Consider the following 25,935-nt stretch of genomic DNA (forward strand, 5'->3'; position numbering starts at 1 on the left):
AGTAAACTAAAAAAAGAGGCCTAAGCCTCTTTTTTTAGTTTAATGCTATATTAAAGCGATTAAAGAGTTTTTTAACCGTTTTCTCTACATTCTTGTCGGATTCTATTGCCTCGGAAATAGATTGTACTGCATGAATAACCGTGCTATGGTCACGGCCCCCAAAATGATAACCAATTGATTTTAAGGGTAGATTTGTAAGCTCCTTCAGCATGTACATGGCTACTTGTCTAGGAAAAACATTTTGTTTTTTTCTACATTTTCCTTTAAGCGTTTGCATATCTACATCAAAGTGTGTCGTAATTGCCTCCAAGATATTGTCGACACTAAGTTCTTTTTCTTGATCGTTGACAATCGATTTTAATGTTGACTTGGCTAATTCCAGATCAATTTCTTTTCTAGTTAAAGAGGCTTGCGCCATTAATGAGATGATGACGCCCTCCAACTCGCGTACATTCGTTTGGATCGAATGCGCTAAGTACTCCAAAACATCAAAATTGATTTGAATTCCATCGTCCTGCAATTTCTTTTGTATAATAGCAATACGAGTTTCAAAATCAGGTTGTTGTAAATCAGCAGTCAAGCCCCATTTAAACCGACTTAATAAACGGTCTTCCATACCTGCCAAATCTCGAGGTGCGCGGTCAGAAGACAGAATTATTTGTTTTCCTGATTGATGTAAATGATTAAATATATTAAAGAACGTTTCTTGTGTTTTTTCTTTTCCAGAAAGAAATTGTACATCATCAATAATTAATACATCAACCTGAAGGTAAAAGTTGGTAAATGTCTCAATTGAATTATTCCGAATCGCATTGACAAATTGATTTGTGAATTTTTCAGTTGATACATACAAGACAAATTTCTCTGGAAATTCTTCTTTAATCTGATTTCCGATTGCCTGAATTAAGTGTGTTTTACCTAATCCTACTCCTCCGTAAATCATCAGTGGGTTAAATGAAGTTAATCCAGGTTTATTGGCCACAGCCATACCTGCCGCACGGCCTAATCGATTGCAATCTCCTTCAATAAACTTATCAAATGTATATTTTGGAATTAGATATGAATCTAATGCCAATGAATCTAAATCTTTAAATTGAAATGGATTTCTTGTTGAAGTCTGTTGATCGTTTTGCTGGTTCGATAGGTTATTAAAACCTTGTGATACAGTCGGTAGATTAAACGTAATTGGTGGATTTTTTCGATCTCCTTTATCTATGACGATCGAATATTCTAACATACCACGTTTACCAATCGTCTGGTCAATAGCTTTGCGTAAAACGGCAACATAGTTTTCTTCCAACCACTCATAGAAGAATTGGGAAGGAACTTGAATCGTTAATGTATTATGCTGAAATTTTAAAGGGACGATTGGTACAAACCAAGTTGAAAAACTTTGGCTAGAAACATCCTCTCGGATAATTTCCAAACATCGTAGCCATAAGTCTTTTAATTCAGTTTGCATTTATTTGTTTACGTATTTTTAGAGACAAAAATTCCATGCCAACTAATTAAAGGTTAACCTTCAAAAGTTGGTTTATTTATAACTTCAATGAAGTGTTTTTTTTACTACGAAAAACGAATTCGTTTTTTTAGCGGGGAGACAAAAATAGTAAAATTCGGGGGTCTTCCAAATTTCAAAAAATAAATAAATGTTGATTTTACTTGAATAAAATTGCCTAAAAATTTGGAACTAAAAAATGTCCAATAATATAGGCGCTTAATGGCTTTTCCCCTTTAAAAAATCAAATAAAAATAAATACATTTTTTTTGAATAAAAAACGTATTTATTATAGGTATGCGGAAATTTTTAGTCGAAATACTTTAATATAACTTATTGAAAATCAATGAATTGTAATTTAAATACTAGTTTATTTTAACTAAATAATTATTTTTAAATTTTTTGCAAATATTTTTATTTTTATGATTTCATCTTCAGTTCGTAGGCCCTCTCCATCTAAGTGAAATTTGGTGCCGATTGCTACACGTATTTCAAACGAATCTGTGCTGAAAATATCCACTATATGTTGCTTATTTATGGTTTTCAAAAATAGACTAATTCCAAGTTGGCCTATTTGCCAAATATTACCTTTTTTTATTTTAACTACTTCAAATTGAGCATCTTGTAAGTTGGAAAATGGCGAAATAAACGCATTGTTCCCATATTGATTTGCGTTGGCAATTGTCAAGGAAAAAAGATCTGCTAATTCACCATTTGCAAGATTTAGTTTTGTCGACTGATAGGTCTTGAATGTTTGTAAGGTTGCTTTAATGTAATTTAATAGCCCACGACCATTTCCACGTGCAAATTTGGAGGCGACTTCCGCATCAAATCCAATTCCTGCTGTACAGAAGAATGGTTTATCATTCCAACTTAATGTATCGATAAGATGTTCATTTCCTTGAAGAGCTTGTTTAAGTGCTTTGTTAAATTGCATTGAAATTCCCAAATGTCTGGCTAGTCCATTTCCAGAACCGATTGGAATGATTCCTAGGGCTATATTGGTTCCCTGAACGCATGCACCTATTTCGTTGACAGTTCCATCTCCGCCTATAGCGACGATTCGAGTAGCTTTATGTTCGTTGATTAGTTTCTGAACAATTTCTTTAGCGTGTCCTGGATATTGCGTTATGTAGAGTTGGCTATTTGGAATCTTTTGTAGTTTTTCCAAAATCCCCATGCGATATCTATTACTTTTGTTTCCGGAATTGGGATTTAAAATAAAACAAATCATGTTTTTCGGTTTGTTTACAAAGGTACCCGCATTTTATCAAATTTAATAGTTTACGAGATGATCCAACTGGGAGCAAGTTTTGAAATTGAGTTTTCATTTACACAAGAGCAAGTAAATGATTTTTGTAAAATATCGGGAGACTTCAACCCTTTGCATTGGGACGAGTCATTTGCTGCTACTACGCCATTTAAGAAACCAATTATTCACGGAGCATTAATCGCAAGTGTTTTCTCGAAAGTCATGGGAATGGATTTTCCGGGTTCCGGAAGTGTTTATTTAAAGCAGGTATCGGAATTCAAACGTCCTTTGTATGTAGGACAAACATATCGTGCCTTTTTTCAAGTAGTATCAATTAATGATATGAAGCACACGGCTGAACTAAGCACGCAAGTCTTTGAATTGGAACGAGGAAAAATAATGGTTGACGGCATTGCTACTGTTATGCATGCAAACTTATTTTAGGACATAAAAAAAGCTCGATTTATCGAGCTTTTTTTACAGAGTAACGTTAAAGTAAAAATTACTTTGTTGCGTTTTTCTTGTTTTGTACCTCAGTACGAATCTCTTGAGATAAAGTCTTCAATTGTTGCAAGCCACCTCTAACGCGTGTACCAGCTGCTTGATTTCCTTTGTCATAGAACTTTTCGAAATCTGACTCTAATGATAAAATTAGATCTTTCACTTGTGCAAATCTGCTCATAATAAGTTGAATTTTGGTTGTAAAAAAATTAGATTGTCTTTATTCGCCGTTTGAAGCGCTTATAAGGCGAAATTTAGCAAAAAATGTATATCCTGCAAATTATTAAGCAAAAAAAAGCCAAAAAAAAGTTAAAAAAGTGAAAAAACTGCTTAAAATTTATCAATTACTTAGTTAAATCACGATAATAACCCGCTTGGAGCCTTTTTTGAACCTCCGCAAAACACGTAGTCGTGTAATTGATATCTGCTATCGTATGAGAGGACGTTGGTATAATACGTAACATAATTTGGCCTTTCGGGACAACTGGATAAACGACAATTGAACAGAAGATTCCCATATTTTCACGTAAATCTCTAACTAAAGAGGTTACTGACGCTATATCATAATCACCATGCAAGAATACAGGTGTCACCGGTGAAGTTGTTTCCCCAATATCAAATCCTTTTTCAATTAAACCTTTTTGCAACGCTTTCACATTGGCCCACAGTTGATCTCGAAGTTCAGGATGCTTTTTAATTAACTCCAAACGCTTCATTCCGCCAATTACATACGGCATAGGAAGTGCCTTTGCATAGGTTTGAGAACGCATATTGTATTTGAGGTACATAATAATCTCTTTTGGCGCAGCCACAAATCCACCAATGGCCGCCATAGATTTAGCAAATGTGGAAAAATACAAATCAATACCTTCAGTACAATTTAAATGTTCGCCTACACCACGACCATTGGCACCCATAGTGCCAAATCCATGTGCATCATCTACTAATAAACGGAAATTATAATCTGATTTAAGTTCAACAATTTTATCGAGTGATCCAACTTTGCCTGACATACCAAATACTCCTTCAGTGATCACAAGAATACCTCCACCTGTTTCTTGTATGCGTTTCGTAGCTCTATCTAAGTTTTTACGCAATGAATCCATATCATTGTGATTAAACTTATAGTAATCACCCATTTTGGCTTTATGTAATCTAATTCCATCAATGATGCAGGCATGTGACTCTGCATCGTATACGATAACATCACGATGGTCAACCATACATTCGATGACTGACATAATCCCCTGATATCCATAGTTTAGCAAGAAGGAGTCTTCTTTGCCAACAAACTCAGCTAATTGGCGCTCAAATTCTTCATGTTCATCTGTATTTCCCGACATCATGCGTGCACCCATCGGATAGGCTAAACCGTATTTAGCTGCTGCATCTGCGTCTGCTTTTCTTACTTCTGGATGATTCGCTAAACCTAAATAGTTATTTAAAGACCAGTTTAACATTTCTTTTCCCATAAATGTCATGCGAGGCCCTAAGTCCCCCGTTAATTTTGGGAAAGAAAAATAATGATGTGAATAATGTGCATGGGCACCGATTGGCCCCATATTATTGACTACTTTTTCGAAAATATCCACGTTAACTAATCGTTTTAATTAAAAATTTGGGTTATAGGCACAAAGGTAATTTATATTTTTCTTTTCTCGGCATACCTGAATTCACCAAACTTGTATTTTTATAACTAATTTTAAGCATTTATTTCTTCATACCCTGAAACTTACTATGTATCATAAATTAGTTGTTCTATTGTTCGTAAGCTTTACCGTTTGCGCACAAAGTACCCAGAAACCTTTGATTGAATCAAAAAATGGCATGGTTGTTTCTACACACCCTATTGCCAGTGAAATAGGCCTACAAATACTACAAAAAGGGGGAAATGCAATTGATGCAGCCGTGGCAGTAAATTTTGCTTTGGCCGTTTGTCACCCAGCTGCGGGTAATATAGGTGGTGGTGGTTTTTTAGTATATCGGACTGCCAAAGGTAAAGCATTCACGTTGGATTACAGGGAAAAAGCACCAGCAAAAGCTAGTCGTGATATGTATTTGGATTCCTCAGGTAATGTTATACCGGGTAAAAGTTTAATTGGAATCTTTGCATCGGGAGTACCAGGAACGGTAAATGGGATGGTTGCCATGCATCGTAAGTTTGGAAGATTAGCTTGGGCAGAAGTTCTTCAGCCTGCCATTGATTTAGCCATAAACGGTGTCGTATTAACCGAGAAAGAGGCGCGTGGATTAAATCGGAATCGGTTGGATTTTAGTAGAGAAAATCCCGGTAAATCATATTTGATCTCCTTAGATGGGCACGAGTTTGTTAAAGGCCAACTCGTTAAACAGGCTGATTTAGGACAAACGCTTATTCGAATTGCTCAAGATAAAAACAAAGGATTTTATGCAGGAAAAACAGCAGATTTGATTGTGGAGGAAATGCGTAAACAAAATGGACTAATAACGCATCAAGATTTGCGGAAATACGAGGCAGTTTGGCGTAAACCTCTTATTTCTAATTATAAAAATTACCGAATTATTGGTATGCCACCTCCCTCTAGTGGCGGTATTGCCTTAGCGCAATTGATGAAAATGGTTGAATCGTTTCCATTATCTAAATGGGGCCCTAGTTCAGATTCTACGCTTCAAGTTATGATTGAGGCAGAAAGACGTGTCTATGCGGATCGTGCTTTATGGTTAGGTGATCCTGATTTTTTTAAGGTTCCTGTATCTGGATTATTGGATGCCGACTATGTAGCTAATCGAATGAAATCTTTGGATTTTACAAAGGCAACAAAAAGTGCAGACATTCAAGCTGGTACTTTTGCTGGTTATGAAAGTCCCGAAACAACACATTATTCTATTGTAGATAAGGAAGGAAATGCTGTTTCAATTACAACAACGCTTAACAATTCGTATGGAAGTAAAGTCTTCGTCGGAGGTGCAGGTTTTTTACTAAATGATGAAATGGATGATTTTAGCTCTAAACCTGGCGTTCCTAATATATTTGGATTAGTTGGTTCCAAAGCCAATGAAATCCAACCAGGAAAACGGATGTTGTCTAGTATGACGCCAACGATTATTGAAAGTAATGGCCAATTAAAGATGGTTGTTGGCACTCCAGGTGGCTCAACCATCATTACAAGTGTTTTCCAAGTTGTTTTAAATTCGCTAGAAATGGGGATGAATATGCAACAGGCAGTTGAATTTCCTCGTTTTCATCATCAGTGGTTACCAGATAATACACGCGTTGAAGCGAAGCGTTTTTCTGAGGAGCAAATGGTCAGGTTAAAAGCAAAAGGTTATGAATTTGAGACCTCTGGTGGTATTGGATTAGTCGAAGGTATATTAGTCCTCCCAGATGGCCGATTACAAGGAGGCGCAGATTCAAGAGGAGATGATACGGTAAAGGCCTATTGAAAAAGTTTGGCAACCATAAACGCAGCTGCAGCCGCGGTGGCACCGATAGATGTAACTTTTAGTGAGCCAATAACCGGATTTTGTCCTGTTATTTTGCTTTTAAAATAGCCAAATACGAGTAGAGCCAGAATGGTTACACCTGCAGAATACTTTAATCCGTCTACAGGTTCTGATACGTAGAAATAAGGTGCCAAAGGAATAAATCCACCAATTATATACGAAATACCAATTGTTAAAGCAGAATTACGTGCCCGATTGGGATGTGGACGCTCTATACCTAGCTCAAAGCGCATCATGAAATCAACCCACTTATCTTTATCTTTTGAAATAGCTTCTACCACGATTTCTTGCGCCTCTGGACTCAAGCCATAATCTTCAAATACTTCTCTGATTTCATCTTTTTCGCGCTCAGGAACACGTTCCACCTCTTCATATTCGCGTTTTAATTCCGCTTCATAATGCTCATGTTCCGTTTGGCCAGCTAAAAATCCACCGAGTCCCATTGCAATAGATCCAGCAACAATTTCAGCTACTCCGGCTGTTGTTACAATCGCAGCAGATTCTACAGCTCCTGATAAACCCGCTGCCAACGCAAATGGTACCGTCAATCCATCTGACATCCCGATAACAATATCTGTGATGAAATCTGAACTTTTTAAATGTTTTTCGTGTAAATGGTGGTCATGTCCGTGCATATTCTTATTTGATGCCGTGCATCATTCGTTTTAAAGGCCCAGCGGCCAATACATATAGTAATATAGATGCTGCACCTGCTAAGGAAACAAACACCATAAAAAATTCGTACAAATTGTGAATCTCGAAACCTAGGAAGCTAGGCATAGATGCTCCTGGTTCAATTGATGGTAATAATGCGCCTAATGTTCCTGCCAAGGCGTACCCTGCCGCATTAGCAATAAACCAAACACCCATAAGTAAGGAAGAAAAACGCTTGGGGGCTAATTTGGCCACTAACGAAAGGCCAATCGGCGATAAACAAAGTTCCCCCATGGTATGAAATAAATACATACAAAATAACCAGGCAACCCCTAATTTTTCAGATCCCAAATCTTTCACTTGGGATGCAATGATAAAATACCCAGTGGCTAACAATAATAAACCAATCGACTGTTTTGCAGGAGAATTTGGTTCAATTCCACGTTTCTGAAGCCATGTCCAAAGCCAACTGAATGGGAATGCAAGAAGTACAATGAAGATCGAATTCGCATTTTGAACCGAACTTGGAGGTAAATCGATTCCTAAAAAATGTAGATCTGTTTGTTGGTCAGCAATGAAAGTTAATGAGGATCCGGCTTGTTCGAATGCCGACCAGAAAAACATAACAAAGAAAGCAATGATATAAAGCACCCAAATGCGGTCGCGTTCAACCTTACTTAAGGTTTTGTCCGACATAATTAAATAGGCTAAACTAAGACCGGAAGCATATATAATTGGATAAATCCAGTCTTTGATTGGGTTTGCCTCTGCTGTTGCAATAAATGAATGAAATATATAAACAAGTATGACGAACAGAATTGAAGCAATACCTATCGATTGAGTCGAAAACTCGGCTTTTTCTGATTCTTTCGTTAAATCATTTGCCGTGTTAAAGCTTGGTTTTAACCCCACAGCCTCACCCGTAGATGAGACAATATATTTGTTTTTTAAAAAGTAAAACGAAACAGTTCCGATCATCATGGCTGCTCCAGCGGCTAAAAAGCCCCATTTGAAGGCTTCAACTACGCGTATGCCGTCAACTTTCACATCGCCTACCCACGGGCAAATAAGCATCCCTAAGAATGCGCCCGTATTTATACCCATGTAAAAAATGGTAAATGCCGCGTCTAGTTTTGTATCACCTTTGGCATATAATTGTCCCACCATGGAGGAGATATTCGGCTTAAAGAATCCATTTCCGATAATCAGAAAAAATAAGCCCGACCACATAAGAATATTGGCCAAAGGTAGATTAGTGATAAACGTATTAGCAGAACCGAATAGGAACAATTGACCTACTGCCATCACAAAACCTCCAAAAATGATGCAATTTCGATTGCCCAAATAGCGATCTGAAATATATCCGCCCAACATAGGAGTCAGGTAACTTAGGCCGAGAAAGCCACCATATAAAATGGAGGCTTCATTTTGTTTGAATGCAAGTGCGCTGACTAGAAATAATGATAATATGGCACGCATGCCATAAAAATTAAATCTTTCCCACATTTCCGTGGTGAAAAGTACATAGAGTCCTTTTGGATGCGATGTAGGATTTTGCGTCATAAAATAGGTTGTTGATAATCTTACGGCAAGTTAAAAGAGTTTGATTGAAAGTCTTTAAACTCATGAGATAAAATTTGGCCATTGATCGATTCATTTTTGAAAAAAGATGTGAAACCTTTTTCGTAATATTGTTGGTTCATTTCGTTAAAATAAAATTCATGGGTAAGATTATCGCGATTGCAAATCAAAAGGGAGGAGTAGGCAAAACGACTACGGCGATTAATTTAGCTGCAAGTCTTGCTGCCTTGGAATTTAAGACTCTTTTAATTGATGCGGACCCACAAGCAAATTCGACCTCTGGACTCGGTTTTAATCCGAAGGAAGTTACCCGAAGTATTTACGAATGTATGGTTGGGATTGCCAAAGTGGGCGAGAGTATATTAGCAACAGAAGTGCCATTTTTAGATATTATTCCTTCCCATATAGATTTAGTGGGAGCGGAAATTGAGATGATAAATTTGAAAAACCGGGAAGGTAAAATGAAGGATGCTTTAGTTTCGATCAAAGAGGATTACGATTTTATCATCATGGATTGTTCGCCATCTTTAGGTTTGATTACGATTAATAGCCTTACAGCTGCTGATTCCGTAATAATTCCAGTTCAATGTGAATATTATGCATTAGAAGGTTTAGGTAAATTATTGAATACAATAAAGATTATTCAATCGCGCTTAAATCCTGAGTTAGTTATTGAAGGGATTTTATTAACCATGTATGATTTGCGCTTGCGCTTATCTAATCAAGTTGTCAATGAAGTTAACGCCCATTTTAAAAATATGGTTTTTGAGACGATTATTCCTCGGAATATTAGATTGTCAGAATCGCCTAGTTTTGGGATTCCTGCCATTTTACACGATGCAGATAGTAAAGGATCCATCAGTTATTTGAATTTAGCGAAGGAGATTATTCGCAAGAATGGTTTGCTTCAAACGGTATAAGTTAGTCAATATGAGCATAAAGCAGGAGCATAATAAAAAGCGTACGGGTTTAGGACGTGGTCTTGGGGCTTTGTTGGAAGATTCTGAAAATCTTCAAAGTTCTGCCAGTCATTCAGGGTCAATAATGGGAGGTTTAGATGGTGTTAATCTGATGGAAGAGATTCCATTAGTTCACATTGAAACAAACCCATACCAGCCGCGTGAATATTTTGAGCAATCGGCTTTGGAAGATTTAGCGGACTCTATTCGTGTTCATGGGATTATTCAACCTATTACTGTTCGTAAGATCGGTGCGCGTAGTTTTCAATTAATTTCTGGTGAGCGTCGTTTGCAAGCGTCAAAACTTGCTGGTTTAACCTGTATTCCTGCGTATGTGCGGACGGCGGATGACCAACAAATGATTGAGATGGCTTTGATTGAGAACATTCAGCGGGAAAATTTAAATGCCATTGAAATTGCGTTGTCGTACAAGCGTTTGATGGAAGAATGCCATTTAAAACAAGAGGATTTAGGTGCTCGGGTAGGGAAGAATAGGTCAACAGTCACGAATTACATTCGTTTATTGAAATTGCCAGTACATATCCAATTGGCAATTCGTGAAAATCAACTATCCATGGGACATGCCCGTTGTCTTATTTCGTTGGAGAATCCTGCCTTACAGCAACAATTATTTAGTAAGACAATAGCCGAAGAATGGTCCGTTCGAAAGTTGGAAGATGCTGTTCGTCAGTCGGCAGCCGGTAAATCAGATGAACAACCTGGTGTATCTAAGTTAGTTAATGCAGAAGAAATGCGTCTTTGGCAACGCCAATTAGCGGATCATTTTAAGGTTCCTGTCTCTTTAAAAATGAATGCTGAAGGAAAAGGGGAAGTTAAGTTGCTACTTAAATCTTCTGCCGATCTAAAGCGCCTATTGGAATCGATCCAATCCTAGATTTATGCGCTATTTTGTTGTTCCTTTTGTTGTTTTGTTTTGTTTATCTACTGAATTAATGGGGATACCGGTTGATTCAGTGTCGCAAAAGGATACAATTTTAGCTAAGTCTAAGCACAAGATTATTCCACGGGTTTCAACAATCCGTTCATTAATTTTTCCTGGTTTGGGCCAAGCTTATAATAGACAGTATTGGAAATTACCTTTGGTAGCTGGTGCATTTGTTTCGCTGGGGATGATTGCTAACTATAATCAGGTCAGATATCAAAAATACCGATCATTTTATTACATCGTTTCTCAGCGAGCTGATGATCCAAGTTACGTACCACCCCGAACTGTTTCGGTTGTTTATGAGGATGGATTAGCGCGTGATTTGGACGTGAATCAATTGAAGCGAATTAACGATGGATTTCGTCGGAATCGTGATTATACGTACATTGGGATGTTTGTGGCGTGGGCATTCAATGTTGTAGATGCAAATGTAAGTGCCCATTTGAAGACATTTGATGTCTCAGATGATATTAGTTTACGGGTAAAACCTATCCTTGATTTCGACCCTTTGTCAAAAGGTATCGTATCAAGTTTGACTTTATCCTTTAATTTTAAAAAATGAAATCTATGCGAATTGTCCTAATTGGATACGGTAAGATGGGAAAAGAGATTGAACGCCTTGCGCTCGGTCGAGGTCATACAATTGTTGCGCGTATCGACGTTGATAATGCACATGATCTGATGAATTTAACTTCTAGCGAAGCAGACGTGGCGATTGAATTTTCAAATCCTGCATCTGCTTTTGCGAATATTTCTGCGTGTATTGAGAAACAAATCCCTATAGTTTGCGGAACGACTGGTTGGCTTGAAAAGAAAAGTGATATTGAGCGCGCCACTGCTGCACATGATTCTACATTTTTTTATGCGTCCAACTATTCGATTGGGGTTAATTTATTTTTTCAATTGAATCGCACGTTGGCAAAATTAATGGCTCCACATACAGCGTACGATATTTATACCAATGAGATTCATCATTTGGAGAAAAAGGATTCGCCTTCAGGTACGGCCATTACGCTTGCAGAAGGAATTATTGATGCGTATGCAGACCGGACAAAATGGGTAAATAATGAAATTCCACAATCGAATGAAGTACCGATTTGGTCGCAACGGGAATCTACGATTCCAGGCACTCATACCGTTAAATATATTTCTAAAGTTGATCAAATAGAGATCACGCATGAGGCGTTTAGTCGGGAAGGATTTGCGCTTGGGGCTGTTATTGCTGCCGAATGGATTCAAGGTAAAAAAGGGATTTTGGGCATGGAGGACATGTTGAAATAATTGCATTTACATTTATTGATTTAAATTTTATTAAATAGACATGAAGTCACCAGAAACAAAGAAACCAACTCAGAAATCTGCCTTTAGAGAATGGTTAGATTCAGTTATGTTTGCCGTAGTCGCTGCAACATTAATTCGATTTTTCTTATTTGAAGCCTATACGATTCCTACTCCTTCGATGGAGAGCTCCTTAATGGTGGGTGATTTTTTATTCGTGAGCAAAATGCATTATGGTGTTCGTACACCTAAAACTCCGTTGCAATTACCACTCACACATCAAAAAATATGGTTCACAAATTTACCTTCTTATTTGCGTTGGATCGAATTACCGGTGTATCGATTACCTGGATTTACGGAGGTAAAGAAAGGGGATGCTGTTGTGTTTAATGCACCCAATTTTGAGGAAGATGGCGATGCGCCGCTAGATTTGCGAACTTTTTATGTGAAGCGTTGTGTAGGAACGCCGGGTGATGTTTTAGAGGTTAGGGACCAGCAAGTCTATATAAATGGAAAAGCGATGGATAATCCTGAACGCATGCAACACCCTGTTTTCATGAAAACGAAGGAAAATTTGGACGAAACTTTTTTCGATACCTATGGTATTCGCAATTCACCTGATGCTAGTTATGATTCAGCAGATTGGTTGCCTTTAGCGGATTCTACAAATCAGTTGGTTGGTTACAAAATGAATACATCCAAAAAGCATATTGACGAAATCAAAGCGCTTTCATGGGCTAAGACATTTGATTTAGACTCCTTTAAAGATCCCAAAGGTGTTACTTTTCTTGATATTTTTCCACATGATACGGTACAGTTTAAGTTTAATCGTGACTGGTTTGGTCCGGTTAAAATACCTGCAAAAGGTATGACTGTTACGTTGGACTCAAAGAATGTTGCTTTTTATCAGGAAGCAATTCGTACGTATGAAGGAAATTCTGGAATTGAATTACAAGGAGGGAAGTTGGTGAAAGATGGTGAATTTTTGAAAACGTATACGTTCAAGCAAGATTATTATTTCATGATGGGGGACAATCGGCATAATTCTGCTGATTCACGTTTTTGGGGTTTTGTCCCATCCGAAAATATCGTAGGCAAAGCAGTTTTTGTCTGGATGTCTTTAGATCCAAATAAAGGTTTGTTTTCTGGAAAGATTCGTTGGAGTCGAATTTTCCGTTTCGTAGACTAGTAAAAAAGGCTTCCTTTGGGAAGCCTTTTTTGATTACAATACCTTGAGGACAAATCCCTTTAAGTAATTACTTTCGGGATGAAAGAGATTGATGGGATGATCTGGCCCTTGGGTCATTTGATGGATTACTTGAATTTCACGGCCAACGGCGATACCGGCGGCAACAAGCATGTTATAAAATAATTCGCGGGTGATGACTTGTGAGCAAGAATAGGTAAATAGAAGACCGTTTTTCTTGATTTTTCGTAACGCTAATTCATTTATTTTTTGATATCCTTGTAGCGCTTTATGCTTCGCGTTCATGGATTTGGCAAATGCGGGTGGGTCTAGTACGATTATGTCAAAATCTGTTTCACAATTCCGTAAATAGGGGAGAGTTTCGCCCACAATGGCCTCATGATTTTTTGCCTCCTTTTTATTGATGCGAATATTCTCATGTACCAAATCAATTGCCTTAGCAGAAGCATCTAATGAAATCACTGAATTGGCACCTGCTTGTAGGGCATACATAGAAAAACCACCCGAGTAGCAGAATGTATTTAAAATGTCTTTTCCTTCTGCATAATGGGCTAACAATTTTCGATTGTCCCGTTGGTCCAAGAAAAAACCTGTTTTTTGCCCTGTAATCCAATTAATGGAAAATGATAGTCCGTTTTCTTGTACCGTGTAAGGAACTTTAACCTCCCCAAAGACAAATGAATTTGTGCAATTTTGCGCATATTCTGGGGGTAGCGTCTCGCGCGATTTATCGTAAATGGCTTTTACTTTTTTACCTAGGGTATTTTTTATCGCTGCCACTATTTCATCGCGATCGCGGTGCATTCCGATTGTGTGTGCTTGAAATACGATTACATCTTTGTAAAGATCCATAATCAACCCTGGGCATCCGTCACCTTCGCCATGAATTAGACGAAAAGCATTTGTTTTGGGTAAATTCAATAAAAGTCGTAGATCCCATGCATTTTGAATTCGGTTTTCCCAAAATTCAGCTTTATTCGTAATGGGGGCGAATGAACATATTTTGACAGCGATACTACCGTTATGAAAATGTCCTGTACCTAAAAACTCATCTCGAGACGAAACAACATCGACCCAGTCGCCATCTTGCAAATTTGTACTTTGTTTTTGAATGGCTCCTGAAAATACCCAAGGATGAAATCGTTTAACAGGGGCGTCTTTGCCTGCTTTGAGTTGAATGAATTTTTCTGTCATGCTGCAAAATTGCACAAAATTATTTAAAGTCGGGTTGGCCAGATTCCAGCCATGCTGAATACCAAACATTTCCGATATGCTGAACTGCTTGATTAAATTGATGTTCAATCTGCTTATTTAGTAATTTGTGATATTCTTTTGCATAAGCCGGAGCATAGGTTTTGGTAAGTATAGATCCCTTTTTTAGAAATACATATTTATTGACTGGCTTTGTTCGCGCGTTCAATTTAATCTCAACCTGTAGTAAGGTGCCTACATATGTATGCGCTTCTAGTACCCATTCCCACGTATTTTTTTGTAAATCTATGATGTAGGTGGCCGGCATGGACCAAGCTTCTAGGTCTGCCTGTAGCATCTCGGGAATTCTGGATTCCCAAAAAGCATGGATACCCACTTGATTTGTTTGTTGGCCATCGTAATTAGATGTAGTGTGCAAGGGGACATGTGCATCCGCAATATAATGGCCAAGTTCAGCGGAAATTTTAATTATTTGAAGGGTGTCTCGGTTCAAAAAGGCCTGTTTTAGCCTTTTTTGCATCATCGGTATAATCCATGGAACGATGCCATGCTGTTGTAAACTATCTTGGGTATACATAAGAATTGCTTTATCATAATGTAGATAGGCTAAGACTTTAAGTTCATATTTGTCTAAATCAATGTAATGGCGGGCGGCTTCCTCATCCATCGAATGTCTTCGTTGGTCTGGCAATACAGCCAAATTTTCAATCTCTCGTATATGCCGTTTATAAAGTCGATTCATTTCGGGTGGAAGGGTAAATACCGCGAGATGATTAATGCGTTTATGGGCATAAAATCCCCATGAAAGAGCATTTGTCGTATAAATTAGGCATATTTGAAGCAGGAGTACCCTATTGAATAATTTTTTGAATGATATATTGTGATTTATAATCATTTTGTTTAATTTTGCAATTCAATTTTACAGAAAAGAGAATTTTTTAGAAGATGGCAAATCATAAATCAGCATTAAAGCGTATCCGTGCAAATGAATCAAAGCGTTTGCGTAACCGTTATCAACATAAATCAACACGTACGTTGGTGAAGAAATTAAGACTTACAACGGATAAAGCGTTGGTTTCAGACTTATTCAAGCAAGTATCTTCTGCATTAGATAAGTTAGCAAAGAAGAATATCATCCATAAGAATAAAGCAGCTAATCAAAAATCTAAATTAGCTAAGTTGGCAAACAAATTAGCCGCCTAAGACTTTATTATCAAGTACTTGGAAAACCTCGCAACTCGCGGGGTTTTCTTATTTATGCCTGTTACCTTCGGGCATGTATTCAACTAAAATTTCTGCATTGCGTGTGGAGGATCGTCCTCGCGAAATATTAGCCAGCCAAGGCAAAGAATTTCTTCGTTTGGAGGAGTTGCTTGCTATATTAATTGGTTCTGGCATTCCAAGCCTTTCTGCGTTAGGTATTGCGCAATCAATTCTTGAGACTATTGATTTTGATTTAAATCGATTGGGCCAATTTACCACGTCGGATTTTATGAATTTTCGAGGTATTGGTGTTGCGCGGGCTTCTATTTTAATAGCTGCACTCGAACTTGGACGTAGGCGTGCTGCATTTCATTTACCAACCGACATACCTTTTGTTCGAAGTTCTAAAGATGCATTTGACTTATTTCAGCCCAAATTTTTAGACCTGGGGCATGAGGAATTTTGGGTGATCCATTTAAATCGAGCTGCTCGTTTACTTAAAATAGAGCGAATAAGTACGGGAGGAATTGCTGGAACGGTTGTTGATGTTAAAATGATATTTAAGTCGGCAATAGGCCAACAAGCATCTTCGTTGATTTTAGCACATAATCATCCTTCTGGGCAGAGGAAGCCAAGTCAGGCAGATCGAGATATCACAAAAAAGATAGTAGAGGCGGGTAGGCTCTTTGAAATTGCGGTTGCTGATCATTTGATCATGGCCGGCAACACATACGTCAGCTTTGCTGATGAAGGATGGATGTAAAAAAAGAGGCGATTATTTGCCTCTTTCCTTATAGATTTTTTGAAGTTTCGATCCCACAAATACTGAAATCGCGAACAAAATGATGAAAAATGCTGCTCCTGAATAACCCATAGTGTTTTTAATATTTATACAAAAATAATCAATTTGTTTAAAGTAATCCCTTTGTACTTGGTAAAGAATTTAAATTTTTCACGTCACGCTCCACGGCCATGCGAATCGTTTTCGCAAAGGCTTTGAAAATGGCTTCAATTTTGTGGTGCTCATTTTCTCCGGATGCTTGAATATTTATATTGCATTTGGCAGCATCTGAAAATGATTTGAAAAAATGCGAAAACATCTCCGTAGGCATTTCACCAATCATTTCTCGTTTGAACGAAGCTTCCCAAACAAGCCAATTTCTTCCTGAGAAATCAATGGCTACCTGAGCTAAACATTCATCCATAGGTAAAAGGAATCCATACCGGTTTATGCCTCTTTTGTCGCCTAATGCCAATGAAAAAGCTTCACCCAAGGCGATTCCTGTGTCTTCAATGGTATGGTGTTCGTCTATGTGTAAATCACCTTGAACACGGACAGCGAGATCTACATTAGCATGTTTTGCGATTTGGTCTAACATGTGATCAAAAAATCCAAGCCCAGTTTGGTTATTTGCTTTCCCTGATCCATCTAAATTTAACTCGATGGCAATTTTGGTTTCATGCGTATTGCGTTCGTGTGTAACGCTGCGTGCAGGTAATTTTAAAAATGTATAAATGTCATCCCAATGCGTACATTGCAAGGCTACCGAATCCTTCAATGTGCCATTTCCAATATATATGGCTTGGGCACCTAGATTTTTAGCTAATTGAATATCTGTTTCGCGATCACCTAATACATAGGAATTTGCTAAGTCGTATTCGGAAGTGAAATAGTTTGACAACATCCCTATTCCGGGTTTACGAGTAGGTAGATTATCTGCTGGAAAACTACGGTCGATGTGTATGTTTGAAAAATGGATGCCTTCTCCCGCAAGAATTGCCAACAGTTTATTGTGGACTGGCCAAAACGTTTCCTCTGGAAACGAAGCAGTTCCTAAACCATCTTGATTTGTCACCATGACCAATTCGAAATCAAATTCATCATTGATTTTCTTCAAATTCGAAATAGCATGTGGTAGAAATTCGAGTTTTTCGAAACTGTCAACTTGTTGGTCTATCACGGGTTCAACGATCAATGTTCCATCGCGATCGATAAATAAAACTTTTTTCATAACGCAAAGGTAAATGATTGTACTTATTTACGAGGATAAAAAATAAAAATAAGGTAATTTCGCATCTGAAATTAATCATATGACCCATTTATTTAGTGTACTGTCGGCGGAAGAAAAACTGCGAATCCAGAAAAGGGTTGCAGTTATGTTACAAGAGACCGAAGAAAAAGTCGCTGAATTATTTCCGGTTTGGGAGGCAATTATTTTGGGAGGATTATTGAAATTGGTACGCAATCGCATACGATACAATGCATTGTATAATTTCATTTTACAAAAACCAATCCCTATTGAATCGATAGAGGGGTATGTTGGCGATTCTGAAGCTAAGTTTGATTTAGATGAAATTATGCATTTTGGCGAAGGCATGATGAGTATTTTAATTCCAGATAAAAAAAGTGCGATTGCGATGTTGTTATCACGCGATCTTGGTTGCAAGAGTTCATCTGTACTAAAAGGGTTAACCTTATTTTTTGGATTATATGGGTATAAATTGAAGCAAACAGATTATCCAGCACTAAAAGATTGGAAGGCATATAGCGCCTTCTTTTTGGCTAAGAAGTCGGATTTTAATGCGTTGTGTTCAGGTAAAATTCAATATGCGATATCAGATATTTTATTGCTTTCAGACATATTGAAGGTTGATCCCATGGTTGTATTGGCGTATTCGGATGAAAGTGAAACGCATGCAGATACGTCAACGGGTTTAATGCAGCGGATTACCTTACCCATGTTACTTTCAGTGGTTGCTGTCGTTTTAGTGGGCGCTTTCGCAATTTGGTATACGACATTTCGAAGTGATAATGATGCAGAAAATGTAACAGAAACGGAAGAAATTATTCCATTGGACAGTTTGAGTAAATTAAACGACAGTTTAACTCAGGCCGTTTTAGATTCGGATCGGTTAAAATCCGATTCTTTAATTACGTTAGTATGGCCAAGTGGTAAGCCATTCGATATATCTAAGTCGTCAGTACTTGTGTCCATACATCAGTATTTAATCGATTCAACTCAACTTGAATCTGCTGAATTCAGTTTGAAAGAATTGCAATTTGATAATCAAACTGATCTACTTTTAGCTTCTAATGACCTTGTTTTTAAGCGGTTAGCTGAAGGCTTATATGCGTTCAAAGATGTGCATGTGAAATTGGTGGTCAAATCAGGTAAAAATGAACGCTCGTCCCTTAAAAGAGGCTTTGTCTTGAAAAACCGATTGGTAGGTGAGGGGGTAGTTCCTGTACGAATCGAGGTCAAATCGGATGATCCTTCCGTTACTTTTTCGGATAGTGATTCCGACGTTTATATGGTGCTCACCAAAAAGACTTTATTAAAATAGTGCAATTCATTTGCTTTCTGTAGTAAGTAGGCGTACTTTTGTGGCTTATTAGTACAAATGCATCCGCATAAATCGATTACAAGAGATTGTAAAACCCTGTCTTATATGACTAGAGGGCTATTAGGTTTAATTACGGATGTGTGAGGGCATCATAGTTAAACAATATAATCATGAGTGAAAAAATTCGCTTTGATAGTCTTCCTTTGTCGGAAGGTATCCAAGAAGCAGTAAAAGAAATGGGGTTTGAATTCGCTTCTCCCATCCAATCAGAAGCTATACCCTTCGTTTTAGAAGGTCGTGATGTCATAGGACAAGCGCAAACAGGTACGGGTAAAACCGCAGCCTTCGGTATTCCGATGATTGAGCACATTGTTCCTTTTGAAAAATTCGTACAAGCAATAATTTTATGTCCAACACGTGAGTTGGCTGTTCAAGTTTCTGAAGAAATGAAGAAATTGGCCAAATTCACAAAAGGTGTTTGGGTGACCACCGTTTATGGCGGTGATTCAATAGATCGTCAAATTAAATCGTTGAAGGCGGGTGCAAACATTGTTGTTGGTACTCCAGGTCGAGTGATTGACCTAATTGAGCGTCGTGCTTTGAAGTTGCAGCAAGCATCTATGATCGTTTTAGATGAGGCAGACGAAATGTTAGATATGGGATTCCGCGAGGATATTGAAAGTATCTTGCAAGAAATGCCTAATGAGCGCCAAACTGTTTTATTCTCTGCGACGATGTCTAAGCCTATTTTGGCGTTAACTAGTCGTTATTTAACTGATCCTAAATTAGTTAAGGTCGTTAAGAATGAGATGACGAATGTGAACATCGAGCAATTGTATTTTGATGTTAAAGGTCGCGCTAAAATGGAAGTAACAACCCGTTTGATTGATTTTTATGCGTTGAAATTGATGCTAATTTTTTGTAATCAAAAGAAACGTGTTGATGAGGTTGTTGAGGAATTAGTCGCTCGTGGCTATTCTGCAGAAGGTTTGCATGGTGATTTACGTCAAAGCCAACGGACCCAAGTAATGAATCGTTTCCGTAATGGAAATGTTAGTATTTTGGTTGCTACGGATGTAGCTGCGCGTGGTTTGGATGTTGATAATGTGGACGCTGTAATAAATTACGATATCCCATTAGATGAAGAATATTACGTACACCGTATCGGTCGTACAGGTCGTGCCGGAAAATTCGGTAAAGCATTTACCTTGGTAGTGGGTTCTGAGCGCAATCGTTTGCGTGAAATTATGAATTTCACCAAAGTTAAAATTGACAAAGGAGTGATTCCATCATTCACTGATGTAGTAGGCATTAAAAAAGGCATGTTTATCGAACGTGTTGCTGCTACCATCAATGAGGGTGACTTGGAGGTATTTGCTGATTCATTAGAGAGTTTACAGCATGCAGGTTTTTCTACGGAGCAAATTGTTGCTGCCTTAGTTAAAATGAACATGGGCATCCAAAAGAATGAATTTGGTGATGAAAATCTAGAAGGCGAATTTGAACGTCAATCACGTAAGTTTGGTCGTGAGGAGCGTGGCGGAGGATTCCGTGATCGTGATTCGCGTGGTGGTGAACGTCGTGGTGGTGGTCGTTTTGATCGTGAATCACGTGGTGGTTATGGAGACCGTGGTGGAGATCGTGGCGGTCGTTTTGAAAGAGGTTCTGAACGCGGCAGTGGCCCACGTGGACCACGCGTTGACCGGGAAGGAAAACCTTACAAAACTGACGAAAATATGGTACGTATGTTCGTGAATATTGGCTTTAATGAGAAAATTTCCCCTTCCAATATCGTTGGCGCTTTTGCTGGCGAAACAGGAATTCCAGGAAATGTGTTAGGGCAAATTCAAATTGAGAATAAGCATACCTACGTGGATGTTCCAAAAGAATATGCTAATCAGGTAATTGATAAAATGGTAGGCGCGCAGATTAAAGGAAAGCGTGTATTAGTTGAAATTGCTAAGCCAGTTTAAGTCTATTTTTTTTTGAGGGGCAGCCGAATGGTTGCTCCTTTTTTTATGACTTTTTTAGCCAAAAGTGTTGTTTCGGAGCAGTCGGATTTAAACTAATAATTCCCATTTCGAATAGTTCGATTGAATGAATAACTAATTTGTTTTGGTAAAATTTTTGCCATTTTAAATACGTTTGCGCATTTGCATGTGGATTTAAGCAAATGATTACGTTATCCGTACTTTCAAACAAGCTTTCGATTGCTTCCAATTCGATCTCTTGAATTCGACTTAAATCGATGACGTGCAATTTTCCTTTCGCTAACTTTAAATAGCTTCCTATCCCATGAATAAGTTTTTCTACCAAGTTTACATTGGATTGTTGGTAGATCGGATTAATTACCGACACGTATAAATCATAGACAAATGGTGAGTGTAGTCCATGTGCCGTTTGTGCTTTCCAGTTAAAACGTAGTCGTGCGAACATTAATTTAAACTGTAATTAGTAACTAATTCAAATGCAGGTGTATTTACCTGAAATGTTTGTTGGTCAACTAAATTTAAGAAGGTAAAATAGCCACTCATTTGTCCAATCTCTGAGACAATGGGACAAGCAGATGTATATGTAAATGATTCTCCTGATTCAATAATAGGTTGCAGGCCCACGACGCCTAATCCCTTTACATATTCAGGCGCTTGGCTTCCGTCGATGATTTTCCAAAATCGGCTTACCAATTGCGCGGGTTGATTTCCAGTATTTTTGATTGTAATTTGGTACGAGAAAAAGTGTTTATAGGGTGCCTGTAATTCATAATCAGGCATATGAGTCACTTTTACAGTTATCTTAAATCCTTTTTCAGTGGATTGAGGCATATCAAAATTTATTTAATGACTAAGGACCTAAATTTACGGGATTTAATACAAAATGATTGGAATTTAATTTTGAAATCTCATTTCGATCAAGCTTGGATGGATGCATTGGCGGCTCGGCTTAGGGATGAATATGAGAGCCAACATGTTTTTCCGGAGTTTTTAAAAGTATTTCGGGCTTTGGAACTAACAGCTTATACAGATGTTAGCGTTGTGATTTTGGGCCAAGATCCGTACCATGGAGAAGGGGAGGCGCAAGGATTTAGTTTTTCTGTACCCAATGGGATTAAAATTCCACCCTCCTTGCGAAATATTTTTAAAGAATTAACTGCCGATTTAGGTGTTCCAAGATCTCAAACCGATCTAACAGATTGGGCCAATCAAGGTGTTTTATTATTGAATTCGGTGCTTACGGTTCGGGCGAATCAACCAGGCTCCCACGTAAAGATCGGTTGGCAAACTTTCACCTCTTCAATTCTAGCCTCCTTAAACTCGCGTGAAAGACCTCTGGTTTTTATGCTGTGGGGTAACTATGCCCAACAAGTTGGCAAGCACATAGATGAAACAAAACACCTCGTCATTCGATGTGCACATCCTTCTCCGCTATCTGCTAATCGTGGCGGATGGTTTGGAACAAAACCTTTTTCGCGTGCGAATGATTTTTTAAAGAAAACAGGCTCTGAACCGATAAATTGGACCTAGATTCGCTTTAACTGGCTCGGGAAATACACGAATTGATTTGGAAATTCCTGTGCAAAAAATTCGGATATCAATGTTTCAATGGCCTCTTTACGTCGTTCTTCCGTGGTAGGAATAAGGCATTGGATCGAAAAACCTTTAGAATCAGGCTCTTGATGTGAACTAATTTCAAATGCATGCGCCTGCTCAACAAAATCCCATTCATTTAATTCTGGAATAATATGCTGAGTCAATGCCTTTATCGCTTGTGTCTCAATGGCATTTTCCACAAAAATGGAAATATTGAATTGGATCATGACTTTATTGTTTTTTTGGCTAAAGCATCATACATGATTTCTGCAAGATGCTTTCCCTCTTTGTCGATGCCATCTTTTATTTGATGCCGACAAGAAGTTCCATTACTAGCGATAATGGTGCTGCTTTTGGTACTTAGTAGGCGAGGGAACAGTACTAATTTGGCAATTTGTTGGGATAATTCGTAGTGCTTATTTTCATAGCCAAATGACCCTGCCATGCCGCAACAGCCAGTTGGCAATAATTCAACCTCAAAATTTTCTGGAAAACTTAACACCTGACGCGTACCACTCAACCCGGCGATGGATTTTTGATGACAATGGCCGTGTAAAACGATTTTTTGTTTACCAGTTGAAAATTTGGATTTTCCAATCCGCTTAGTCTTAATTTCTTGGGCTAAAAATTCATCAATCAGTAAGCAATTTTCTTTTAGCTCATTCGCTTGTTCCCGTAAATCTGCTGAAACTAGCTGCGGTATCTCATCACGAAAACTCAATAAGGCACTTGGTTCAATACCGATCAACGGTTTTGATTTTGTGATGATTGGTGCGAGTTTACGTACGTTTTTGTTGGCCAAGTTTTGCGCAATGGCCAACATCCCTTTTGAGATATAACTTCGTCCGCTGATGATATCAGAGGGGATTTCTACACCGTATCCTAGTTCATTTAAGAGTAGGATCGTTTTTTTACCAAGCTCTACATCGTTGTAATTGGTAAATTCATCAGCAAATAGATAAACTTGTCCTTGCTTGAATTCGCCTTGGTTAATACGCTTACTGTAGCGTTTAAACCAACTTTCAAGTGATGTGAAATGTACTTCTGGAATGCTGCGATTCCAAGAGAAACCCATCAGTGTCTTGATAATAATACTTGTCCCTGGAAATGCGACAAGCATATTGTACACTGGTGCGATGTAACTTGCTAATGCTTGTAGCTTGGGAAAATGCCCAATTAATTGCGTGCGAAATGGAGTTCCTTTTTGGAGGTAATGTTGTTGTAATGTCTCTGCTTTTAGCTTACCCATGTCTACACCGGACGGGCATTCTGTTTGGCATCCTTTACAAGAAAGGCACAAGTCTAAGACTTCGAGTAATTCAGGATTGTTATAGGCTTGATCACCTTCTGAGGTGATTAATTGACGCAGCATGTTTGCCCGCGCGCGTGTGCTGTCTTTTTCATTTTGCGTCGCCATGAAACTTGGGCACATCGTACCTCCGCTTATCGATGATTTTTTGCAATCACCGGAGCCTGAACATTTTTCAGCCAGTGCCAAAGGGCCCGCTAAATCCCCGTAATGAAAGAACGTTGGTAAATTTGTCTGTGAAACACGTGGTCGAAATGCTTCATCCATCGGTGGTGTATTGACAATTTTACCCGGATTTAATAGGTTATGTGGGTCAAAAACATACTTAATCTCTTTAAACAATTGATATATTTCTTGGCCCATCAAGGCAGGAATAAATTCACCTCGAAGCCGTCCGTCTCCATGTTCACCACTTAGGGAGCCTCGGTATTTTTTCAGAATCTCAACTGTTTCCGATAAAAGAGACCTAAATAAAGATTTACCTTCGGGGGTATGGATGTCGATAAAGGGCTCAATATGTAATTCTCCTGCACCAGCATGTGCATAATATGCAGCTTGGACGTGGTTTTTTGCTAACAAAGCTTGAATTTCAGCCACATAAGCAGGTAAATCTACCGGCGCCACCGCGCAATCCTCAATCAAATTTACGGGCTGTTTCTTACCTGGTAGGTTGCGAATTAAACCTAATCCAGCTTTACGAATATCCCAACCTTTCGAAATATCTTCATTTACTAACGTAGGATACGCATAACCAAGGTGCGCTTCTTTTAATTTTTGAATGCAGTTGTCTACTTTCTCATGTAGTAGTTCTTCTGTATCAGCACGGAATTCAACCATCAAAATAGCCTCTGGTTTACCTTCAATAAATTTACGGTCCTCGATGAAATTTGGATGATTTTCAGTAAATGATAGAATGAAATTGTCAACTAATTCTGAGGCAGTTGGCTGACACGATAAGGCCATTAGATTTGCCTGAAGTGATTCTTGTAACGTGTGGCAGTGTATGCAAATAAGGCCAACGTGCCTACTAGGTAGGTCAAGTAAGTTGATTTTCATACCATGTACAACAGCCAACGTTCCTTCTGAGCCTGCCATTAAGGCCGAAAGGTTAAATGGTTTTCCTGCTGGATTGAATGGCTGCATGCTTACAAGCGCATCGAGCGCATACCCAGTGTTTCTGCGGGTGATGACTGGATTTGGAAAATTATCCTGAATGAGTTGTTGGACCGCTGGATTATTCAACATGCGATGAATTTCCGTGTAAATTTTTCCTTCTAGATTCGGTAGGGACGTTTTTTTGTAAAACTCTTCTGTGCTTAACGGATGGGTGTAAATCTCAGAACCATCTGAAAGAATCGCTCGTGTTTCCAACAGGTGATCGCGAACATTTCCCCAAACAATAGAATGTAATCCGCATGAATTGTTTCCCAGCATTCCTCCCAAAAGTGCACGGTTTGCTGTCGAAGTTTCAGGGCCAAAAAATAAACCAGAAGGCTCTAATTGTTTGTTTAAATCATCCCGAATGATACCAGGTTCAATCCAGGCAGTCTTCTCTTTAATATTTAATTGAATCACTTTGGACATGGGTGCCGCAATTTCCATGATAATTCCATCGCCTACTACTTGGCCGGCGAGTGACGTTCCGGCTCCTCTTGGTATGACGCTTGTTCGGTGGTTTTCGACGAACTGAACTAGTCTTTTGATATCTTTTGAGCTAGCGGGTTTAGCGACGGCAATGGGCTGTACTTCATATACAGATGCGTCAGTGGCATATATTTTTCTAGCGATGTCTGATTGAAGGTCATTTTTAAAATGCAATTCTCCTTCAAAATGAATGGCTAGATTTTCGGCATCGTGTTTACTCCAAGACATGATTTACGCTATTGAATTTTAAATTTACGAAATCCAATCTTAATGCCA

General features: G+C 38.4%; 25 protein-coding genes. 12 read left to right on the forward strand and 13 right to left on the reverse strand.

What is annotated here, in order from left to right; genetic code table 11:
* Nucleotides 1-34: 34 nt before the first annotated feature.
* Nucleotides 35-1,462, reverse strand: coding sequence for a chromosomal replication initiator protein DnaA (dnaA, locus tag AC1W6K_RS03550; protein ID WP_481946463.1), 1,428 nt, complete (start codon nt 1,460-1,462; stop codon nt 35-37).
* Nucleotides 1,463-1,877: 415 nt separating this feature from the next.
* The gene (locus AC1W6K_RS03555) at nt 1,878-2,732 is read right to left on the reverse strand and encodes a diacylglycerol/lipid kinase family protein (protein ID WP_481719601.1); all 855 of its coding nucleotides are present in this window, start codon (nt 2,730-2,732) and stop codon (nt 1,878-1,880) included.
* A 57-nt stretch (nt 2,733-2,789) separates the two neighbouring features.
* Here AC1W6K_RS03555 and AC1W6K_RS03560 point away from each other — a divergent pair, with 57 nt between their 5' ends.
* Nucleotides 2,790-3,194: a MaoC family dehydratase gene (locus tag AC1W6K_RS03560; RefSeq protein WP_481719600.1), complete on the forward strand. Its 405-nt coding sequence runs from the start codon at nt 2,790-2,792 to the stop codon at nt 3,192-3,194.
* Nucleotides 3,195-3,252: 58 nt separating this feature from the next.
* Here the strand turns inward: AC1W6K_RS03560 and AC1W6K_RS03565 are convergent, their stop codons facing one another.
* Both AC1W6K_RS03565 and AC1W6K_RS03570 read right to left on the reverse strand, forming a co-directional pair.
* On the reverse strand, nt 3,253-3,432 hold the full coding sequence (locus AC1W6K_RS03565; protein WP_395785160.1) for a histone H1: 180 nt from the start codon (nt 3,430-3,432) through the stop codon (nt 3,253-3,255).
* Nucleotides 3,433-3,595: 163 nt separating this feature from the next.
* Nucleotides 3,596-4,843 (reverse strand): aminotransferase class I/II-fold pyridoxal phosphate-dependent enzyme, encoded by a 1,248-nt coding sequence (locus AC1W6K_RS03570; RefSeq protein ID WP_481946464.1) that lies wholly within the window; start codon nt 4,841-4,843, stop codon nt 3,596-3,598.
* Nucleotides 4,844-4,988: 145 nt separating this feature from the next.
* Between AC1W6K_RS03570 and ggt the strand changes: the two genes are divergently transcribed.
* Nucleotides 4,989-6,674, forward strand: a complete 1,686-nt coding sequence (gene ggt / locus AC1W6K_RS03575) for a gamma-glutamyltransferase (protein WP_481946465.1) — start codon at nt 4,989-4,991, stop codon at nt 6,672-6,674.
* On the opposite strand, the gene AC1W6K_RS03580 is transcribed toward ggt, so the two are convergent.
* Both AC1W6K_RS03580 and AC1W6K_RS03585 read right to left on the reverse strand, forming a co-directional pair.
* Nucleotides 6,668-7,369: a VIT1/CCC1 transporter family protein gene (locus tag AC1W6K_RS03580; RefSeq protein WP_481719597.1), complete on the reverse strand. Its 702-nt coding sequence runs from the start codon at nt 7,367-7,369 to the stop codon at nt 6,668-6,670. The two genes, ggt and AC1W6K_RS03580, sit on opposite strands and share 7 nt — an antisense overlap.
* Before the next feature lie 4 nt (nt 7,370-7,373).
* Entirely contained in the window at nt 7,374-8,951 is a 1,578-nt protein-coding gene (locus AC1W6K_RS03585; RefSeq protein ID WP_481946466.1) for a peptide MFS transporter, read from the reverse strand.
* A gap of 158 nt (nt 8,952-9,109) precedes the next feature.
* Between AC1W6K_RS03585 and AC1W6K_RS03590 the strand changes: the two genes are divergently transcribed.
* The 5 genes from AC1W6K_RS03590 to lepB are packed head-to-tail and all read left to right on the forward strand — an operon-like array spanning nt 9,110 to nt 13,341.
* The gene (locus tag AC1W6K_RS03590) at nt 9,110-9,889 is read left to right on the forward strand and encodes a ParA family protein (RefSeq protein ID WP_481719595.1); all 780 of its coding nucleotides are present in this window, start codon (nt 9,110-9,112) and stop codon (nt 9,887-9,889) included.
* Nucleotides 9,890-9,899: 10 nt separating this feature from the next.
* Nucleotides 9,900-10,823: a ParB/RepB/Spo0J family partition protein gene (locus AC1W6K_RS03595; RefSeq protein ID WP_481946467.1), complete on the forward strand. Its 924-nt coding sequence runs from the start codon at nt 9,900-9,902 to the stop codon at nt 10,821-10,823.
* A gap of 4 nt (nt 10,824-10,827) precedes the next feature.
* The gene (locus AC1W6K_RS03600; protein WP_481946468.1) at nt 10,828-11,436 is read left to right on the forward strand and encodes a DUF5683 domain-containing protein; all 609 of its coding nucleotides are present in this window, start codon (nt 10,828-10,830) and stop codon (nt 11,434-11,436) included.
* Nucleotides 11,437-11,441: 5 nt separating this feature from the next.
* Complete coding sequence (gene dapB / locus AC1W6K_RS03605) at nt 11,442-12,155, forward strand: 4-hydroxy-tetrahydrodipicolinate reductase (protein WP_481946469.1); 714 nt, start codon at nt 11,442-11,444, stop codon at nt 12,153-12,155.
* Nucleotides 12,156-12,195: 40 nt separating this feature from the next.
* Nucleotides 12,196-13,341 carry a signal peptidase I gene (lepB, locus tag AC1W6K_RS03610; RefSeq protein WP_481946470.1) on the forward strand — a complete coding sequence of 382 codons (1,146 nt, stop codon included), beginning with the start codon at nt 12,196-12,198 and terminating at the stop codon, nt 13,339-13,341.
* 33 nt (nt 13,342-13,374) lie between these two features.
* Here lepB and AC1W6K_RS03615 read toward each other — a convergent pair whose 3' ends face one another.
* Both AC1W6K_RS03615 and AC1W6K_RS03620 read right to left on the reverse strand, forming a co-directional pair.
* Nucleotides 13,375-14,553, reverse strand: coding sequence for a class I SAM-dependent rRNA methyltransferase (locus AC1W6K_RS03615; RefSeq protein ID WP_481946471.1), 1,179 nt, complete (start codon nt 14,551-14,553; stop codon nt 13,375-13,377).
* Nucleotides 14,554-14,572: 19 nt separating this feature from the next.
* The gene (locus tag AC1W6K_RS03620) at nt 14,573-15,466 is read right to left on the reverse strand and encodes a zinc dependent phospholipase C family protein (protein ID WP_481946472.1); all 894 of its coding nucleotides are present in this window, start codon (nt 15,464-15,466) and stop codon (nt 14,573-14,575) included.
* A 50-nt stretch (nt 15,467-15,516) separates the two neighbouring features.
* Here AC1W6K_RS03620 and rpsT point away from each other — a divergent pair, with 50 nt between their 5' ends.
* Together rpsT and radC are read left to right on the forward strand one after the other, a co-directional pair.
* Entirely contained in the window at nt 15,517-15,774 is a 258-nt protein-coding gene (gene rpsT, locus AC1W6K_RS03625; RefSeq protein WP_395785149.1) for a 30S ribosomal protein S20, read from the forward strand.
* A gap of 73 nt (nt 15,775-15,847) precedes the next feature.
* Nucleotides 15,848-16,537 (forward strand): RadC family protein, encoded by a 690-nt coding sequence (gene radC, locus AC1W6K_RS03630; RefSeq protein ID WP_481946473.1) that lies wholly within the window; start codon nt 15,848-15,850, stop codon nt 16,535-16,537.
* A 148-nt stretch (nt 16,538-16,685) separates the two neighbouring features.
* Here the strand turns inward: radC and hisB are convergent, their stop codons facing one another.
* A complete protein-coding gene (hisB, locus tag AC1W6K_RS03635; protein WP_481946474.1) occupies nt 16,686-17,786 on the reverse strand; it encodes a bifunctional histidinol-phosphatase/imidazoleglycerol-phosphate dehydratase HisB in 1,101 nt (366 codons plus the stop codon).
* Between the two features lie 79 nt (nt 17,787-17,865).
* On the opposite strand from hisB, the gene AC1W6K_RS03640 reads away from it, so the two are divergent.
* Both AC1W6K_RS03640 and AC1W6K_RS03645 read left to right on the forward strand, forming a co-directional pair.
* Nucleotides 17,866-19,119: a hypothetical protein gene (locus tag AC1W6K_RS03640; RefSeq protein WP_481946475.1), complete on the forward strand. Its 1,254-nt coding sequence runs from the start codon at nt 17,866-17,868 to the stop codon at nt 19,117-19,119.
* A gap of 170 nt (nt 19,120-19,289) precedes the next feature.
* Complete coding sequence (locus AC1W6K_RS03645) at nt 19,290-21,092, forward strand: DEAD/DEAH box helicase (RefSeq protein WP_481719585.1); 1,803 nt, start codon at nt 19,290-19,292, stop codon at nt 21,090-21,092.
* A 43-nt stretch (nt 21,093-21,135) separates the two neighbouring features.
* Here AC1W6K_RS03645 and AC1W6K_RS03650 read toward each other — a convergent pair whose 3' ends face one another.
* Complete coding sequence (locus tag AC1W6K_RS03650; RefSeq protein ID WP_481719584.1) at nt 21,136-21,555, reverse strand: hypothetical protein; 420 nt, start codon at nt 21,553-21,555, stop codon at nt 21,136-21,138.
* Complete coding sequence (gene apaG / locus AC1W6K_RS03655; RefSeq protein ID WP_395785143.1) at nt 21,555-21,941, reverse strand: Co2+/Mg2+ efflux protein ApaG; 387 nt, start codon at nt 21,939-21,941, stop codon at nt 21,555-21,557. Before apaG ends, AC1W6K_RS03650 begins: the two co-directional genes overlap by 1 nt.
* 15 nt (nt 21,942-21,956) lie before the next feature.
* On the opposite strand from apaG, the gene AC1W6K_RS03660 reads away from it, so the two are divergent.
* Nucleotides 21,957-22,640: a uracil-DNA glycosylase gene (locus AC1W6K_RS03660; protein ID WP_481946476.1), complete on the forward strand. Its 684-nt coding sequence runs from the start codon at nt 21,957-21,959 to the stop codon at nt 22,638-22,640.
* Here the strand turns inward: AC1W6K_RS03660 and AC1W6K_RS03665 are convergent.
* Together AC1W6K_RS03665 and AC1W6K_RS03670 are read right to left on the reverse strand one after the other, a co-directional pair.
* A complete protein-coding gene (locus AC1W6K_RS03665) occupies nt 22,637-22,933 on the reverse strand; it encodes a DUF4286 family protein (protein WP_481719582.1) in 297 nt (98 codons plus the stop codon). The two genes, AC1W6K_RS03660 and AC1W6K_RS03665, sit on opposite strands and share 4 nt — an antisense overlap.
* Nucleotides 22,930-25,887, reverse strand: a complete 2,958-nt coding sequence (locus AC1W6K_RS03670) for an FAD-binding and (Fe-S)-binding domain-containing protein (RefSeq protein WP_481946477.1) — start codon at nt 25,885-25,887, stop codon at nt 22,930-22,932. Before AC1W6K_RS03670 ends, AC1W6K_RS03665 begins: the two co-directional genes overlap by 4 nt.
* Nucleotides 25,888-25,935 lie beyond the last annotated feature (48 nt).

It is taken from the genome of Aquirufa sp., assembly GCF_964796385.1.

Excerpts from the sequence above, each read along its gene's own strand:
- dapB (WP_481946469.1), top strand. The coding sequence starts at position 11,442 with ATGCGAATTGTCCTAATTGGATACGGTAAGATGGGAAAAGAGATTGAA.
- AC1W6K_RS03665 (WP_481719582.1), bottom strand. The coding sequence starts at position 22,933 with ATGATCCAATTCAATATTTCCATTTTTGTGGAAAATGCCATTGAGACA.
- AC1W6K_RS03580 (WP_481719597.1), bottom strand. The coding sequence starts at position 7,369 with ATGCACGGACATGACCACCATTTACACGAAAAACATTTAAAAAGTTCA.
- AC1W6K_RS03560 (WP_481719600.1), top strand. The coding sequence starts at position 2,790 with ATGATCCAACTGGGAGCAAGTTTTGAAATTGAGTTTTCATTTACACAA.
- apaG (WP_395785143.1), bottom strand. The coding sequence starts at position 21,941 with ATGCCTCAATCCACTGAAAAAGGATTTAAGATAACTGTAAAAGTGACT.
- AC1W6K_RS03615 (WP_481946471.1), bottom strand. The coding sequence starts at position 14,553 with ATGACAGAAAAATTCATTCAACTCAAAGCAGGCAAAGACGCCCCTGTT.
- AC1W6K_RS03585 (WP_481946466.1), bottom strand. The coding sequence starts at position 8,951 with ATGACGCAAAATCCTACATCGCATCCAAAAGGACTCTATGTACTTTTC.
- AC1W6K_RS03565 (WP_395785160.1), bottom strand. The coding sequence starts at position 3,432 with ATGAGCAGATTTGCACAAGTGAAAGATCTAATTTTATCATTAGAGTCA.
- lepB (WP_481946470.1), top strand. The coding sequence starts at position 12,196 with ATGAAGTCACCAGAAACAAAGAAACCAACTCAGAAATCTGCCTTTAGA.
- AC1W6K_RS03620 (WP_481946472.1), bottom strand. The coding sequence starts at position 15,466 with ATGATTATAAATCACAATATATCATTCAAAAAATTATTCAATAGGGTA.
- AC1W6K_RS03650 (WP_481719584.1), bottom strand. The coding sequence starts at position 21,555 with ATGTTCGCACGACTACGTTTTAACTGGAAAGCACAAACGGCACATGGA.
- ggt (WP_481946465.1), top strand. The coding sequence starts at position 4,989 with ATGTATCATAAATTAGTTGTTCTATTGTTCGTAAGCTTTACCGTTTGC.
- radC (WP_481946473.1), top strand. The coding sequence starts at position 15,848 with ATGTATTCAACTAAAATTTCTGCATTGCGTGTGGAGGATCGTCCTCGC.
- AC1W6K_RS03595 (WP_481946467.1), top strand. The coding sequence starts at position 9,900 with ATGAGCATAAAGCAGGAGCATAATAAAAAGCGTACGGGTTTAGGACGT.
- dnaA (WP_481946463.1), bottom strand. The coding sequence starts at position 1,462 with ATGCAAACTGAATTAAAAGACTTATGGCTACGATGTTTGGAAATTATC.
- AC1W6K_RS03670 (WP_481946477.1), bottom strand. The coding sequence starts at position 25,887 with ATGTCTTGGAGTAAACACGATGCCGAAAATCTAGCCATTCATTTTGAA.
- AC1W6K_RS03600 (WP_481946468.1), top strand. The coding sequence starts at position 10,828 with ATGCGCTATTTTGTTGTTCCTTTTGTTGTTTTGTTTTGTTTATCTACT.
- hisB (WP_481946474.1), bottom strand. The coding sequence starts at position 17,786 with ATGAAAAAAGTTTTATTTATCGATCGCGATGGAACATTGATCGTTGAA.
- AC1W6K_RS03640 (WP_481946475.1), top strand. The coding sequence starts at position 17,866 with ATGACCCATTTATTTAGTGTACTGTCGGCGGAAGAAAAACTGCGAATC.
- AC1W6K_RS03645 (WP_481719585.1), top strand. The coding sequence starts at position 19,290 with ATGAGTGAAAAAATTCGCTTTGATAGTCTTCCTTTGTCGGAAGGTATC.
- AC1W6K_RS03555 (WP_481719601.1), bottom strand. The coding sequence starts at position 2,732 with ATGATTTGTTTTATTTTAAATCCCAATTCCGGAAACAAAAGTAATAGA.
- AC1W6K_RS03660 (WP_481946476.1), top strand. The coding sequence starts at position 21,957 with ATGACTAAGGACCTAAATTTACGGGATTTAATACAAAATGATTGGAAT.
- rpsT (WP_395785149.1), top strand. The coding sequence starts at position 15,517 with ATGGCAAATCATAAATCAGCATTAAAGCGTATCCGTGCAAATGAATCA.
- AC1W6K_RS03590 (WP_481719595.1), top strand. The coding sequence starts at position 9,110 with ATGGGTAAGATTATCGCGATTGCAAATCAAAAGGGAGGAGTAGGCAAA.